The organism is Rhodoferax sp. MLSD5-FHT05B10 (assembly GCF_058793415.1).
In genome coordinates this window covers 165,065-178,158 of record NZ_JBXAFT010000007.1, presented here as the reverse complement: position 1 = coordinate 178,158, position 13,094 = coordinate 165,065, and the positions used below count along the sequence as shown (strand labels likewise).

The following is a 13,094-nucleotide window of genomic DNA, read 5'->3' as shown; positions in this document are numbered from 1 at the left end:
CACACCAAAAAACCGGGCAACTGCCCGGTTTTTTTACGCCCGCCCTGCTCCGGGGCGGTCCGTCATCAAAAGGACACAGGGCTATGCAAAATGCGTTTTTCCATTAATATCAATTTAATGTCGATTCAACGCATCGCCAACAGCATCATCACCCGCCTGCTCCTGATTGGCGTTGCCGTTGTGCTCATGGGCGCAGTGGGCCGGTATTTCACCCTTACAACCTTTCTGGCGGAAGACCTGAGCCGCGTGTTCGCGTCCCAGCAGGAATCCCTGGCCAGCTACGTGGCCCGCGATGTCGACTACAAGATCGTGGAGCGCCAGGTGTTGCTTCGGAAAATGGCCGAGTCCCTGCCACTGGAGCTGCTGAGCCGCCCCGACGCGTTGCGCCAGTGGCTGGGCGAACGCTACCCCTTGCAGCCCCTTTTCTCCCACGGGGTCTTCGTCACCGACCAGACCGGCCAGCCCCTGGCGGACTTCCCCCCCAGCCCCTTGCGCGCCACCGTGAACTACGGCGACCGTGACTACATCCGCACCGCGCTGGCCGGAGACTTTGCGGTGGGCCGCCCCGTCGTGGGCCGGGTGGCCCAGGTACCCGTGCTGCCCATGGCCGTGCCCATCAAGGACGCATCCGGGCAGGTCCGCGCGGTGCTCGCCGGCGTCACGGCCCTGAACGCGCCCGGGTTTCTTTCCCTGGCACAGCAGAGCCGCATCGGAGAAGGCGGCGGGTTCCTGCTGGTCTCGCCACGCGACCGGCTGTTCATCGCCTCCAGCAAGCCGGAGATGGCCCTCAAGCCCACCCCCCCGGAGGGCGTGAACCCCCTGCATGACCGCGCCATGGCCGGCTACCGGGGCAGCGGTGTCACCGTCAACGCGCAGGGCGTGGAAGAAATTTCCGCCATGGCGTCGGTTCCCAGCACCGGCTGGTTCGTGGTGGCCCGCATCCCGACGGCCGAGGCATTTGCCTCCGTCTCCCGGGCCAAATACCTGGTGACGCTCGGCAGCGCCGGCGCCGTGATCGTCTTCATCATCCTGTCCTCGATCAGTCTGCTGTTCATCTTCCGCCCCCTGCTGCGGGCTGCCGACCAGGCCGACCGCATGACGCGGGGCGACTTGCCGCTGGAGCCGCTGACGGTGGTGCGGGAAGACGAAGTGGGCAGCCTGACCATGGCGTTCAACCGCCTGCTGGCCAAGCTGCAGGTCAACCAGATGGCACTGGAGCAGGCCGCCCACCACGACCCCCTCACCGGGCTGCCCAACCGCACGCTGCTGAACGACCGCCTGACCCAGGCGCTGGCGCGCGCGCAGCGCAATGGCACCCACATGGGCGTGCTGTACCTGGACCTGGACGGGTTCAAGCCCATCAACGACAGCCTGGGGCACGAGGCCGGCGATGCCGCCCTGGTCGAAGTGGCGCGCCGCCTGGGCGCGGTGGTGCGCGAATCGGACACCCTGGCCCGCCTGGGGGGCGACGAGTTCATGATGGTGATGGAAGACCTCGACACCGCGCCCGAGCGGGCCGAGGCCGCGGCCTGCGCGGTGGCCACCAAGTGCCTCAAGGCCCTGGAGGCCCCGGTCACGCTCCAGCACGGCGCCTGCCGCATCGGCCTGTCCATCGGCATTGCGGTGGGCGACGGCCACAGCGCACAGGACGACCTGCGCACGGCCGCCGATGACGCGATGTACAAGGCCAAGCAATCCGGCGGGCACCGCTACCAGCTGGCCACCCCGCCGGGCACCGACCGCGCCGCCGCCTAACGGCCTGCGCCGGCACGCAGCTTCACGAACGCCAGTGCGGCCATGACGGCGTCGTTGAGCGCATCGTGCGCCGGGCGCACCGGCAGGCCCAGATCCTGCATGAGACTGTCAAAGCGCAGGTCGATGACGCTGCCGTCGCGCGCCTGCGCCGGCAGTTGCCGGTACTTGTAGTCGTAGTACAGGGCCGAGACCTCGAACCGCGGCTGCGGCAGCCCCATGCCGAGCATGGGAAACAGCACCCGGTTGATCATGGCCACGTCGAACTCCAGGTAGTAGCCAACCAGGGGCCGGCTGCCGATGAAGTGCAGCAGGCGCACCATGGCCTCCTCGGCGCTGATGCCCTGCGCCACGTCCTGCTCGCGCAGGCGGTGCACCCGCACGCTGTCGGCCGAGATGCGCTGGCCCTGCGGACGCACCAGCAGCTCCAGGCGCTCGCTGGTCATGACGCGGTTGCCCCGGATGCGCACCGCGCCGATGGCGATGATGGCGTCGGTCTTCACGTTAAGCCCGGTGGTCTCGCAATCGAGCGCCACCCATTCGTCTTCGGGCGGTGCATCCCACATGAAGCGGAACTGCGGGTCCCCCAGGTGGTACAGCATCCACCCGCGCTTAAGGGCCGCGAACCAGCGCAAGGGCGACAGGCGCGAGCGCATCACACCGCGTCCAGGTGGAAGCGCTGGTTCAGCAGCACCTTGAACTGCTTGACCACGCCCAGCGTGTCCTTGAGCAGGTCGCGGTCCAGGCTGCTGAGCTTGTCCACCTGCACGCCGCCGGAGACGGCATGCCCGGTGGCCAGTTCCTGCAGCCCCACTTTCAGCTTCAGGCCCATGAAGAAGTACAGGCTGTCGACCAGGTCGGCCGCCAGCTTCTCGGGCAACACGCCCGCGGCCACCAGCGCCTCGATGCGGCCCGCCGTGGTGGTGGCGGAAATGTGCTGCGCCAGCGCCAGGCTGCGAATGCCATGCACCAGCGGAAACACGCCCACCTTCTTGATGTCGAGCTGCTCCTTGCCCGGCTCGCCCAGCGACAGCAGGCGGTTCCACCAGCCGCTGCTGCTGCCGAAGAAATTGATGGCCGAGGCAAAGCGCGCCAGCATGGCGTCGTTGTCGGCTGTCAGGTCGAACACGGCCGCGCGCACCTGGTCCAGCAAGGCCGTGTCGCCGCAGACCGCATGCGCGTCCAGGAAGATGGCCAGCGCCATCAGGCTGTCAGGGGTGGGCGCCATCCACCACAGGCGCACCATCTGGCTGAAGTCGCCCACGCTCTGGCACCACTGCGGGTTGCTGACCATGATGTTGCCCGGGCACGCCGGGTAGCCGAAGTCGGCCAGCGCCGCCGAGAACTGGCGGCACACCGCCGCCACGTCCACCGAACACACGTAGCCGTCGCGCAGCACCAGGCCGTTGTCCTGGTCGGTCTTGAGCAGCTGCTCGCCCCGGCCTTCGCTACCCATCACGAACAGGCAGCTGTTGGCCACCAGGTCGGGCGGCGCAATCAGCTGCCAGGTCCGCTCGAACAGGCGGGCATTGAGCGCCTGCACCAGCCGGGCAATCAGGTTGACGTTGGTGCCGTTGCGGTGCAGCAGCGCAATCAGCCGGGTGATCTGCTCGGCGGCCCGCTTGAGGGTGGCCACGTCCTGGGCGTCGATGATCTGGACATTGATCTGGTAGGACTGGTTGGACAGGTAGCTGAACAGGTCCAGCGCCTCCAGCACGCCCAAAATCTGCGGGCCGTCGGCCACCACCACCCGGTGCACCGAGTGCTTGACCATGACCGCCAGCGCGTCGCCCAGCTGGTCGTCCGGGCGCACGCGGATGAGGGAGAAGTTGGCCAGCTCGCCCACCGGCAGGCGGTCCAGCGGCGTGCCGTGCAGGATGGCCTGCTGCAGCCCGGACACCGTGAAGATGCCCAGCGCCGGCGGTTCCACACGCCGGTCGCGCACCAGCACGGTGGCGGTGCGCAAGGCGTGGAACTGCTTCACCACTTCCAGGATGCTGGTGTCGGCGTCGACGAAATACGGCATGCGCACAAAGGCCTCGTCCACCCGGGCCATGGTGAGCGACTGCAGCTCGTGGCGGCTCTGCCGCTCCGACAGCGCGCTGAGCTTGTTGGACAGATCGGAAAACAGCAGGGCCCCAAAGGTGGCGTTGCCCGCAATCAGGTCGCTCACCGTCTGCTTGGCCAGCTGGTAGGCCACCACCTCCTCGGCCGCCACGAAACGGCTGCTCACCTTGCCGGCCACCAGCCCCCGGCCGTCAAAGCAGTCGTCGGGACCGTAGGTAGTCAGCACCTCGTTGCCGTCGAACTGCTGGACAAAGCCCTTGATGATGACAAACAGGTGCGTGGGCTGCGCGCCCGGCGCCAGGATGGTTTCGCCCTGGGGAAAGTAGGCAATGTCCACATGGTCGCGCACCAGGCGCTGCTCTTCCAGGGTCAGGCAGTCGAAGGGCGATGACGCGAAATTGAAGGCGCTGGGCATGCGGGGCTCACAGGGGTAATGCACACCCGCCCATTTTCCGCTGCCCGGGGCCTGACTTTACTGACGAGTCACTCCGGCGGGCACGGCCTGCACGGCGTCCCACTGGGGGCCGTCAAACCAGGGGTCGCCTTCGAGGTAAGCGCGCAGCATGGGCAGGCTGTCCTGGCCCCAGAACACCTTGCCGTCCACCTCCATCGCCGGCACGCCGAAGATGCCCTTGGCAATGGCCTCGTCGCCATGGGCCTTGAGCTGGTCCTTGACCGACGCGTCCCCCGGGTTGCGCGGGGGCGTCAGCTGCGCGGTCAGCGCCGCCAGGCGCGGGGCGTCGGCGGCGTCCTGCCCGCCCACCCAGACGTGGCGGAACAGCGTCTCGCAGACATAGCGGTTAGGCTGGCCCTGCGGGTCGGTGGCAATGGCCAGGCGCAGGAGGCCCAGCGGGTTGAAGGGGTGGACCGCCGGCAGGTCCAGCGCGCGGCCCTTGCTGTGCGCCAGCCACTGCACCTGGCGGTAGGTCCAGTCGCGCTTGGCCGGAATCTCCGCCGGGCCCAGCTGCCCGTGGTGCTTGAGCAGGGCGGCGAACAGCAGCGGCTTGTAGGTCACCGAATAGCTCAGGCCCATCAGCGCCTGGGGCAGTTCCTCGAACGCCAGCCAGGCGTAGGGCGAGATGAAGTCCAGATAGAACGTGATGTGCTTCATGCGGGGCCTTTCAGAGTCAGGCGCGGGCGGGGTCGAACGCGTCGGGGTGCGTCTGGCGCAGGCGCTCCGACAGCGTAACCCACATGCGCTGCTTGTCGGCGTCACCGCTCTGGCTCCAGACCCGGATTTCGTCCAGGGTGCGGAAACACCCCTCGCACAGGCCGCTGCCGGTGTCCATGCGGCACACCGAGACGCACGGAGAAGGTACATTCTCGGCCATGGAGCGCACCGATACTGCGCGCTCAGCTAGTGTTTTGACAGCAAGTGCGCGGGCCAGCGCCGCTGCGTCGGACGCGGGTTGCGGAGACTCCACCACGTCAGCCACCGGCGCATCGGTCCAGCGCTGCAGGTCGTGTGGGTGCAGCTGGAATACGCCATGCGGGTGCCCGGCGGCAGCCCACACGGCGTCGAAGCGGAACAAATCCTGGTCGATCAGCACCACGCCGGGCATGGCGTGGGCCAGCGGGCTCACGCCGCCAATGGAGAACCCGGTGCGCTCCTTCACGAACGCCGCGTTGGCGCGTCCCAGCGGCCCCACCAGCGCAGCCACCTTGGCCTCGTCCACCCGGCGATCGCCGGAGGTCACCACCAGCACCGCCACGTCATCGGCCAGGCGGCGGAAAATGATGCTCTTGGCAATCTGCCCTACGGCCACACCCAGGGCGTCGGCCGCCTGCTGGGCGGTGCGCGCCGCGTCATCGAGCATGACCGGGGCATGGGGATGGCCGTGCGCCTGCAGCGCCGCCGCCACCCGCTGCACGCCTTCGGGCAGCACCTTACATTGCGCTTCGCCCATGTCAGCCCGCCCGCTTGGCCAGGAGCGCCGTGGCGGCGCGCGAATTGGGCTTGCGGCCCAGGAAGTCGCTGATGAAGGCGCCGGCGTCGATGAGCAGGTCGAGGTCTATGCCCGTTTCGATACCCATGCCGCGCAGCATGTAGACCACGTCTTCGGTGGCCACGTTGCCCGTGGCGCCCTTGGCGTAGGGGCAGCCGCCCAGCCCGGCCACCGAAGATTGGAAGTTCCACACCCCCAGCTCCAGCGCCGCCAGCGTGTTCGACAGCGCCTGGCCATAGGTGTCGTGGAAGTGGCCCGACACCGCGTCGATGCCGTAATGCTGCAGCGTTGCCTCGATGGCGCGCTGCACCTTGCGCGGCGTGCCCACGCCGATGGTGTCGGCCACGTCCACGCGCTGCACGCCAATGCCTTTCATCAGCCCCGCCAGGTAGGCCACCTGCTGCGGCGCGATCTCGCCCTCATACGGGCAGCCCACGGTGCAGCTCATGGCGCCGCGCACGCGGATGCCGGCGGCCAGCGCCGCCTCGACCACGGGCGCGAAACGCGCAATGCTCTCGGCGATGCTGCAGTTGATGTTCTTCTGGCTGAAGGCTTCGCTGGCGGAGCCGAACACCACGATCTCATCGGGCCGGTCGGCCACCGCCGCAGTAAAGCCCTGGAGGTTGGGCGTGAGCACCGAATACTGCACACCACCCTGGCGGGTGATGCCGCTCATCACGTCGTGGTTGTCGGCCATCTGCGGCACCCACTTGGGCGACACGTAGCTGGTTACCTCGATCTCCTGCAGGCCGGCGGCCTGCAGGCGGTGCACGAGTTCGATCTTGACGCTGGCGGGCACCGGCTGCTTTTCGTTCTGCAGGCCGTCGCGGGGGCCGACATCGACCAGTTTGACACGCTGGGGCAATTCCATGGAGCTCTCTTTTCTAGGCAAAACAGGGGTCAGTATCCCCGGGATGGATCAACCTTGCCGGCCACAGGCTCTCCGCGCTGCAGGGCGGCAATCTTTCCGGCGATCTGGGCAATGCTCTCGCTGCGCAGCGTGCGGGCCGAGGTGTGCGGCGTGACCGTGATTTTGGGGTGCTGCCAGAACGGATGGCCCGCCGGCAGCGGCTCGGCGCGGAACACGTCCAGCGTGGCGCCGGCCAGGTGGCCGCTGTCCAGCGCGGCCAGCAGGTCGGCGTCGACCACATGCGCGCCGCGCGCCACGTTGATGACGTAGCCGCCGGGGCGGATGCGCGCCAGGCGCTGCGCATTCAGCAGGTCGCGGGTATCGGGGGTCAGCGGCAGCAAGCAGACTACGATGCGGCTGGCCGCCAGAAAGGCGTCCAGCTGGTCTGCGCCGGCAAAGCTCTGCACGCCGGGCAGCGTCTTGGGCGAGCGGCTCCAGCCGTTGACCGGAAAGTCGAACTGCGCCACGGCGCGGGCCACGCGCTCGCCCAGCACGCCCAGCCCCAAAATGCCGACCGGGTAATCCAGCCGGCTGCGCGGCTTGCGGAACGACCATTTGCCATGGGCCATGTCGGCCTCGTAGCCGTCGAACTCGCGGAAGTGGCGGATGACGGCGTGGCACACGTACTCGGCCATCTGCACCGACATGCCGGCATCGTCCAGCCGGATGACGGGCAGGCCCGGCGGCAGGCGTAGCTGCAGCAGCGCGTCCACCCCGGCCCCGGTGTTGAACAGGGCCTTGAGCCCGGGCTGCTCGTCGAGCAGCTGCTGGGGCGGCTTCCAGACCACGGCGTAATCCGCCGGCGGCGCACCGGGCGCCCACAGGCTGACCTCAGCCTGCGGCAGGGCCGCCTGCAAACCCGGAATCCAGCGGGCGTGGTCCTGGTCCACGCTGTAATACACCACTCGCATGGGTGCATTCTCGCCGCACATTCAGGCGGTGGTCTCCAGCTTGAGCAGCTCGGCCCCTTCGGTGACCTGGTCACCGGGCGCAAACAGCAGCTCGGCCACCGTGCCATCGGCCGGCGCGGCAATGGTGTGCTCCATCTTCATGGCTTCCATCACCGCCAGGGGCTGCCCCTTCTTGACCGCGTCGCCGGCCTTGACGGCAAACGACACCACCTTGCCCGGCATGGGCGCCGTCAGGCGGCCGGCCTCGCCCTGCACGTCGCCGGCATGGGCCAGCGCGTCGATTGCTACGATTTGTGTAGCACCCTGCGCAGTGAATACGTGGGCTACATCGCCTTTTTGGTACACATGGGCAGTGGTGCGCTGGTCGCCATAGCGCACGTCGAGCGCGCCGTTGGCCAGCGCCGTGAAGTGCAGCGGTGCCGTCTGGCCGTCGATCTGCAGCTGCAGGCCGCCGCCATGCAGGCGCGTCAGCTGCGCCGTGTGGGGCGCGTCGTGGAACTCCACCATGAAGGCCCGGCTGGACGCGCCATGCGAACGCCAGCCGTCGCGCTGCGCCCAGGGGTCGATCCAGCCGCTGGCATCGGCCTGCGCGGCCAGTGCCCGCTCGGCCACCAGCGCGTGGGCCACCTGGGCCGCGGCGGCCAGCGGCAGGCCCACCTTTTCCTGGTTGAACAGCACGGCGGTCTCGCGCGGGATGAGCGCCGTGTCCAGCTGCGCCTGCGCGAACGAGGGGCAGGTCACCACATGGCGCAGGAACTGCACGTTGGTCGCCAGGCCCACGATATGGGTCTGCGCCAGCGCAGCGTCCATGCGCGCCAGGGCCTCCTCGCGGGTGCGGCCGTGCACGATGAGTTTGGCCACCATGGAGTCGTAGAACGGGCTGATGGTGTCGCCCTCGCGCACGCCCGAGTCCACGCGCACGCCGGTGGCGGCACGGTCGAACGTGGCGCAGGCCGGCAGGCCGTACACGTGCAGCGTGCCGGTGGCGGGCAGGAAGTTGTTGTCGGGGTTCTCGGCGCAGATGCGCGCCTCGATGGCGTGGCCGTCGATGGCGAGCTGCTCCTGCAGGAGCGGCAGCGGCTCGCCGCTGGCCACGCGCAGCTGCCACTCCACCAGGTCCTGGCCGGTGATGGCTTCGGTGACCGGGTGCTCCACCTGCAGGCGGGTGTTCATCTCCATGAAGAAGAAGTTCATGCTGCCGTCGGCACGCTGCTCGACGATGAACTCCACCGTGCCGGCGCCCACATAGTTCACGGCACGGGCGGCGGCCACGGCGGCCAGGCCCATCTGGGCGCGCATCTCGGGCGTCATGCCGGGCGCGGGGGCTTCTTCCAGCACCTTCTGGTGGCGCCGCTGCACCGAGCAGTCGCGCTCGAACAGGTAGACGTAGTTGCCCTGGGTGTCGCCAAACACCTGGATCTCGATGTGGCGCGGGCGCTGCACGTATTTCTCGATCAGCACGGCGTCGTCTCCAAAGCTGTTGATGGCCTCACGCTTGCAGGACTGCAGCGCGGCGGCAAAGTCTTCGGCCTTGTCCACCGCGCGCATGCCCTTGCCACCGCCGCCGGCGCTGGCCTTGATGAGCACGGGGTAGCCAATGCGGTCGGCCTCGGCCTGCAGCAGGTCCGGGTCCTGGTTGGCGCCGTGGTAGCCGGGCACCAGGGGCACGCCGGCCTTTTCCATGAGCTGCTTGGACTCGGCCTTCAGGCCCATGTCCTTGATGGCCGAGGGCGGCGGGCCGATGAACACCAGCCCGGCGTTGGCGCAGGCCTGGGCGAATTCTTCGTTCTCGCTCAGGAAGCCGTAGCCGGGGTGGATGGCCTGGGCGCCCGTGACCTTCGCCGCCTCGATGATGCGCTCCCAGCGCAGGTAGCTGTCCTTGGGCGCGCTGCCGCCGATGTGGATGGCTTCGTCGCAGGCGGACACGTGCTTGGCGCCGGCGTCGGCGTCGGAGTACACGGCCACGGTCTTGATGGCCAGGCGGCGGGCGGTGGCGGCCACTCGGCAGGCGATTTCGCCCCGATTGGCAATGAGGATTTTGGTGAACATTTTTTATCGGTCCTTACATGCGGAACAGGCCGAACTTGACGTCGGGGATGGGCGCGTTGAGCGTGGCACTGAGGCCCAACGCCAGCACGCGGCGGGTGTCGGCGGGGTCGATGATGCCGTCGTCCCACAGGCGGGCGCTGGCGTAGTAGGGGTGACCCTGCTCCTCGTACTGGCGGCGGATGGGGGCCTTGAAGGCTTCTTCGTCCTCCATGCTCCAGGCCTCGTTGCCCTTCTTGCCGCTCTTGGTCTCCAGGCCGTCACGGCGCACCGTGGCCAGCACGCTGGCGGCCTGCTCGCCGCCCATGACGCTGATGCGCGCGTTGGGCCACATCCACAGGAAGCGGGGGCTGTACGCACGCCCGCACATGCCGTAGTTGCCGGCGCCGAAGCTGCCGCCGATGATGATGGTGAACTTGGGCACGTTGGCGGTGGCCACGGCGGTGACCATCTTGGCGCCGTTGCGGGCAATGCCTTCGTTCTCGTACTTGCGCCCGACCATGAAGCCGGTGATGTTCTGCAGGAACACCAGCGGGATCTTGCGCTGGCAGCACAGCTCGATAAAGTGCGCCGCCTTCAGTGCCGACTCGCTGAACAGGATGCCGTTGTTGGCGATGATGCCCACCGGCATGCCTTCGATGTGGGCAAAGCCGGTGACCACGGTGGTGCCATAGCGCGGCTTGAATTCGTGGAACTCGCTGCCGTCGACGATGCGGGCAATGATCTCGCGCACGTCAAAGGGCTTGCGGGTGTCGGTGGGGATCACGCCGTACAGCTCGTCTGCTGCAAATTTAGGAGCAACCGGCGCACGCAGTGCGGGCGCCAGCGGCTTTTTCTGGTTCAAATGTGAGACCGCCGCACGGGCCAGTGACAGCGCGTGCAGGTCGTTCTGCGCCAGGTGGTCGGCCACGCCGGAAAGGCGCGTGTGCACGTCGCCACCGCCCAGGTCTTCGGCCGTGACCACCTCGCCGGTGGCAGCCTTCACCAGCGGCGGGCCGCCCAGGAAGATGGTGCCCTGGTTCTTGACGATGATGGTCTCGTCGGACATGGCCGGCACGTAGGCGCCGCCGGCCGTGCACGAGCCCATGACCACGGCGATCTGGGCAATGCCCTCGGCGCTCATGTTGGCCTGGTTGAAGAAGATGCGGCCGAAGTGCTCGCGGTCAGGGAAGACCTCGTCCTGGTTGGGCAGATTGGCGCCGCCCGAGTCCACCAGGTAGATGCAGGGCAGGCGGTTCTGCGCGGCGATTTCCTGGGCACGCAAATGCTTCTTCACCGTCATGGGGTAGTAGGTTCCGCCCTTCACCGTGGCGTCGTTGCAGACGATCATGCAGTCCACACCCGAGACGCGGCCGATGCCGGCAATGACGCCGGCGCAGGGCGCGCTGTCGGTGCCGTCGCGGTCCGGGTACATGCCCAGCGCCGCCAGCGGCGAGAGTTCCAGGAACGGCGTGCCCGGGTCCAGCAGCATGTGCACGCGGTCGCGTGGCAACAGCTTGCCGCGGGCCGTGTGCTTGGCGCGGGCGGCATCGCCGCCGCCCAGGGCAGCCTTGTCGATCTTTTCATTCAGGTCGGCCACCAGGGCGCGCATGGCGGCGGCGTTGGCCAGAAAGTCGGCCGAACGGGCGTTGAGTTGGGTGTCGAGAATGGTCATGGAAGGCCTCGTTTCAAGCGGTTTTTTCTTCTTGCAGACCCAGCTCGGCCTTCATGGCTTCGCGGATGCGGAATTTCTGGATTTTCCCGGTCACGGTCATGGGCAGCTCGCTGACGAAGCGAATGTAGCGCGGCACCTTGTAGTGCGCAATCTGGCCCTTGCAGAAGGCGCGCACGGCGTCTTCGTCCAGCGTTTCGCCCGGGCGCAGGACGATCCAGGCGCACAGCTCTTCGCCGTATTTCTTGTCGGGCACGCCCACCACCTGCACGTCCTGCACCAGGGGGTGGCGGTAAAGGAACTCCTCGATCTCGCGCGGGTAGATGTTCTCGCCGCCGCGGATTACCATGTCCTTGATGCGCCCGACGATGTTGACGTAGCCCTGCGCGTCCATGGTGGCCAGGTCGCCGGTGTGCATCCAGCCCTGGGCGTCAATGGCCTCGGCAGTGCGGGCTTCGTCGTCCCAGTAGCCGTGCATGACCGAGTAGCCGCGCGTGCACAGCTCGCCGGCCTGCCCGGGGGCCACGACCTCGCCCGTTTCCGGGTGGACGACCTTGACTTCCAGATGCGGCTGCACCAGCCCCACGGTGGACACGCGTTTCTCCAGCGCCGTGTCGGTGCTGCTCTGGCAGCTCACCGGGCTGGTTTCGGTCATGCCGTAGGCAATGGTGATCTGCGACAGGTGCATGTCGTCCACCACCCGCTTCATCACCTCCGTGGGGCACGGCGAGCCGGCCATGATGCCGGTGCGCAGGCTCGAAAGATCAAACTCGGCAAAGCGCGGGTGGTCCAGCTCGGCAATGAACATGGTGGGCACGCCGTGCAGGCCCGTGCAGCGCTCGTCCTGCACGGCCTGCAGCACGGTGAGCGGGTCGAAGGCATCGTTGGGGTACACCACGGTGGCGCCGTGGGTAAAGCAGGCCAGGTTGCCCAGCACCATGCCAAAGCAGTGGTACAGCGGCACCGGCACGCACAGGCGGTCGGCCGGCGTGAGGCGCATGGCTTCGCCAATGAAGAAGCCGTTGTTGAGGATGTTGCGGTGCGTCAGCGTGGCGCCCTTGGGAAAGCCCGTGGTGCCGCTGGTGAACTGGATGTTGATCGGGTCAGTGGCCTTCAGCGTGCGCGCCACGGCAGCCAGCCGAGGGTCCTGCGCCTGGCCCTGCGCCAGCAGCGCAGAGAACCGCAGCAGGCCCGGCTGCTCGTCGCACGCGCCGGGCTCGTCAATCCAGACCACCGTGTGCAGGTGCGGCAGGCGTTGCGCGGCCAGCGCGCCACTGCGCCCGTGGGCCCACTCGGGTGCCAACTCGCGCAGCATGCCAATGTAGTTGCTGGTCTTGAACTGGGGCATGGTCACCAGCGCCTTGCAGCCCACCTTGTTGAGCGCGTACTCCACCTCGGAGGTGCGGTAGGCCGGGTTGATGTTCACCAGCACCAGGCCCACCTTGGCGGTGGCCAGCTGCATCAGGACCCACTGCACGTTGTTGTGCGACCAGATGCCCACCCGGTCGCCCGGCTCCAGCCCCAGCCCCAGCAGGGCGCTGGCCAGCTGGTTGGCGTGGGCCTGCAGCTGCGCATAGGTGTAGCGCTGCTTCTGGTGCACGCTGACCAGGGCCTCGTGGTCGGACCGGCGCTGCACCACGCTGTCGAAGAACGCGCCCAGGGTCTGCTCGATCAGCGGCACATCGGTGGCGCCACGGTCCAGGCTCTGGGTCAGGGGGCTGCGGGAAAAACGGTCGGAAGTCATCGGTATCTCCTGTCGGGCGGCGGTATCCGCCGCGCATGGCTATGCCCACAGCATACGGGTGCGCCCT

Annotated in this window: 10 protein-coding genes; 1 reads left to right on the top strand and 9 read right to left on the bottom strand. The window is 68.0% G+C overall.

Annotated elements, in window-relative coordinates:
- Window positions 1-117 precede the first annotated feature (117 nt).
- Window positions 118-1,755, top strand: coding sequence for a sensor domain-containing diguanylate cyclase (locus AC1Q5W_RS13110; protein ID WP_492645050.1), 1,638 nt, complete (start codon window positions 118-120; stop codon window positions 1,753-1,755).
- Here AC1Q5W_RS13110 and AC1Q5W_RS13105 read toward each other — a convergent pair.
- Genes AC1Q5W_RS13105 through AC1Q5W_RS13065 form a run of 9 tightly spaced genes read right to left on the bottom strand, consistent with a single transcriptional unit; the run spans window position 1,752 to window position 13,027 of the window.
- Window positions 1,752-2,408, bottom strand: a complete 657-nt coding sequence (locus tag AC1Q5W_RS13105; protein WP_492646161.1) for a 3'-5' exonuclease — start codon at window positions 2,406-2,408, stop codon at window positions 1,752-1,754. The two genes, AC1Q5W_RS13110 and AC1Q5W_RS13105, sit on opposite strands and share 4 nt — an antisense overlap.
- Window positions 2,408-4,234 (bottom strand): DUF294 nucleotidyltransferase-like domain-containing protein, encoded by a 1,827-nt coding sequence (locus AC1Q5W_RS13100; RefSeq protein WP_492645049.1) that lies wholly within the window; start codon window positions 4,232-4,234, stop codon window positions 2,408-2,410. Before AC1Q5W_RS13100 ends, AC1Q5W_RS13105 begins: the two co-directional genes overlap by 1 nt.
- A gap of 57 nt (window positions 4,235-4,291) precedes the next feature.
- A complete protein-coding gene (locus AC1Q5W_RS13095) occupies window positions 4,292-4,930 on the bottom strand; it encodes a 2-hydroxychromene-2-carboxylate isomerase (RefSeq protein WP_492645048.1) in 639 nt (212 codons plus the stop codon).
- Window positions 4,931-4,946: 16 nt separating this feature from the next.
- Complete coding sequence (locus tag AC1Q5W_RS13090; RefSeq protein WP_492645047.1) at window positions 4,947-5,726, bottom strand: YbaK/EbsC family protein; 780 nt, start codon at window positions 5,724-5,726, stop codon at window positions 4,947-4,949.
- Between the two features lies 1 nt (window position 5,727).
- Complete coding sequence (locus tag AC1Q5W_RS13085; protein WP_492645046.1) at window positions 5,728-6,636, bottom strand: hydroxymethylglutaryl-CoA lyase; 909 nt, start codon at window positions 6,634-6,636, stop codon at window positions 5,728-5,730.
- A gap of 29 nt (window positions 6,637-6,665) precedes the next feature.
- Window positions 6,666-7,586 carry a 2-hydroxyacid dehydrogenase gene (locus AC1Q5W_RS13080; protein ID WP_492645045.1) on the bottom strand — a complete coding sequence of 307 codons (921 nt, stop codon included), beginning with the start codon at window positions 7,584-7,586 and terminating at the stop codon, window positions 6,666-6,668.
- A gap of 21 nt (window positions 7,587-7,607) precedes the next feature.
- Window positions 7,608-9,635 (bottom strand): acetyl/propionyl/methylcrotonyl-CoA carboxylase subunit alpha, encoded by a 2,028-nt coding sequence (locus AC1Q5W_RS13075; RefSeq protein WP_492645044.1) that lies wholly within the window; start codon window positions 9,633-9,635, stop codon window positions 7,608-7,610.
- A 13-nt stretch (window positions 9,636-9,648) separates the two neighbouring features.
- Entirely contained in the window at window positions 9,649-11,286 is a 1,638-nt protein-coding gene (locus tag AC1Q5W_RS13070; RefSeq protein WP_492645043.1) for a carboxyl transferase domain-containing protein, read from the bottom strand.
- 13 nt (window positions 11,287-11,299) lie between these two features.
- Window positions 11,300-13,027, bottom strand: a complete 1,728-nt coding sequence (locus tag AC1Q5W_RS13065; RefSeq protein WP_492645042.1) for an AMP-binding protein — start codon at window positions 13,025-13,027, stop codon at window positions 11,300-11,302.
- Between the last annotated feature and the right edge of the window lie 67 nt (window positions 13,028-13,094).

What these genes read in the sequence shown, in the direction of transcription:
- AC1Q5W_RS13110 (WP_492645050.1), top strand. Translation starts at nt 118, where the DNA reads ATGTCGATTCAACGCATCGCCAACAGCATCATCACCCGCCTGCTCCTG.
- AC1Q5W_RS13105 (WP_492646161.1), bottom strand. Translation starts at nt 2,408, where the DNA reads ATGCGCTCGCGCCTGTCGCCCTTGCGCTGGTTCGCGGCCCTTAAGCGC.
- AC1Q5W_RS13100 (WP_492645049.1), bottom strand. Translation starts at nt 4,234, where the DNA reads ATGCCCAGCGCCTTCAATTTCGCGTCATCGCCCTTCGACTGCCTGACC.
- AC1Q5W_RS13095 (WP_492645048.1), bottom strand. Translation starts at nt 4,930, where the DNA reads ATGAAGCACATCACGTTCTATCTGGACTTCATCTCGCCCTACGCCTGG.
- AC1Q5W_RS13090 (WP_492645047.1), bottom strand. Translation starts at nt 5,726, where the DNA reads ATGGGCGAAGCGCAATGTAAGGTGCTGCCCGAAGGCGTGCAGCGGGTG.
- AC1Q5W_RS13085 (WP_492645046.1), bottom strand. Translation starts at nt 6,636, where the DNA reads ATGGAATTGCCCCAGCGTGTCAAACTGGTCGATGTCGGCCCCCGCGAC.
- AC1Q5W_RS13080 (WP_492645045.1), bottom strand. Translation starts at nt 7,586, where the DNA reads ATGCGAGTGGTGTATTACAGCGTGGACCAGGACCACGCCCGCTGGATT.
- AC1Q5W_RS13075 (WP_492645044.1), bottom strand. Translation starts at nt 9,635, where the DNA reads ATGTTCACCAAAATCCTCATTGCCAATCGGGGCGAAATCGCCTGCCGA.
- AC1Q5W_RS13070 (WP_492645043.1), bottom strand. Translation starts at nt 11,286, where the DNA reads ATGACCATTCTCGACACCCAACTCAACGCCCGTTCGGCCGACTTTCTG.
- AC1Q5W_RS13065 (WP_492645042.1), bottom strand. Translation starts at nt 13,027, where the DNA reads ATGACTTCCGACCGTTTTTCCCGCAGCCCCCTGACCCAGAGCCTGGAC.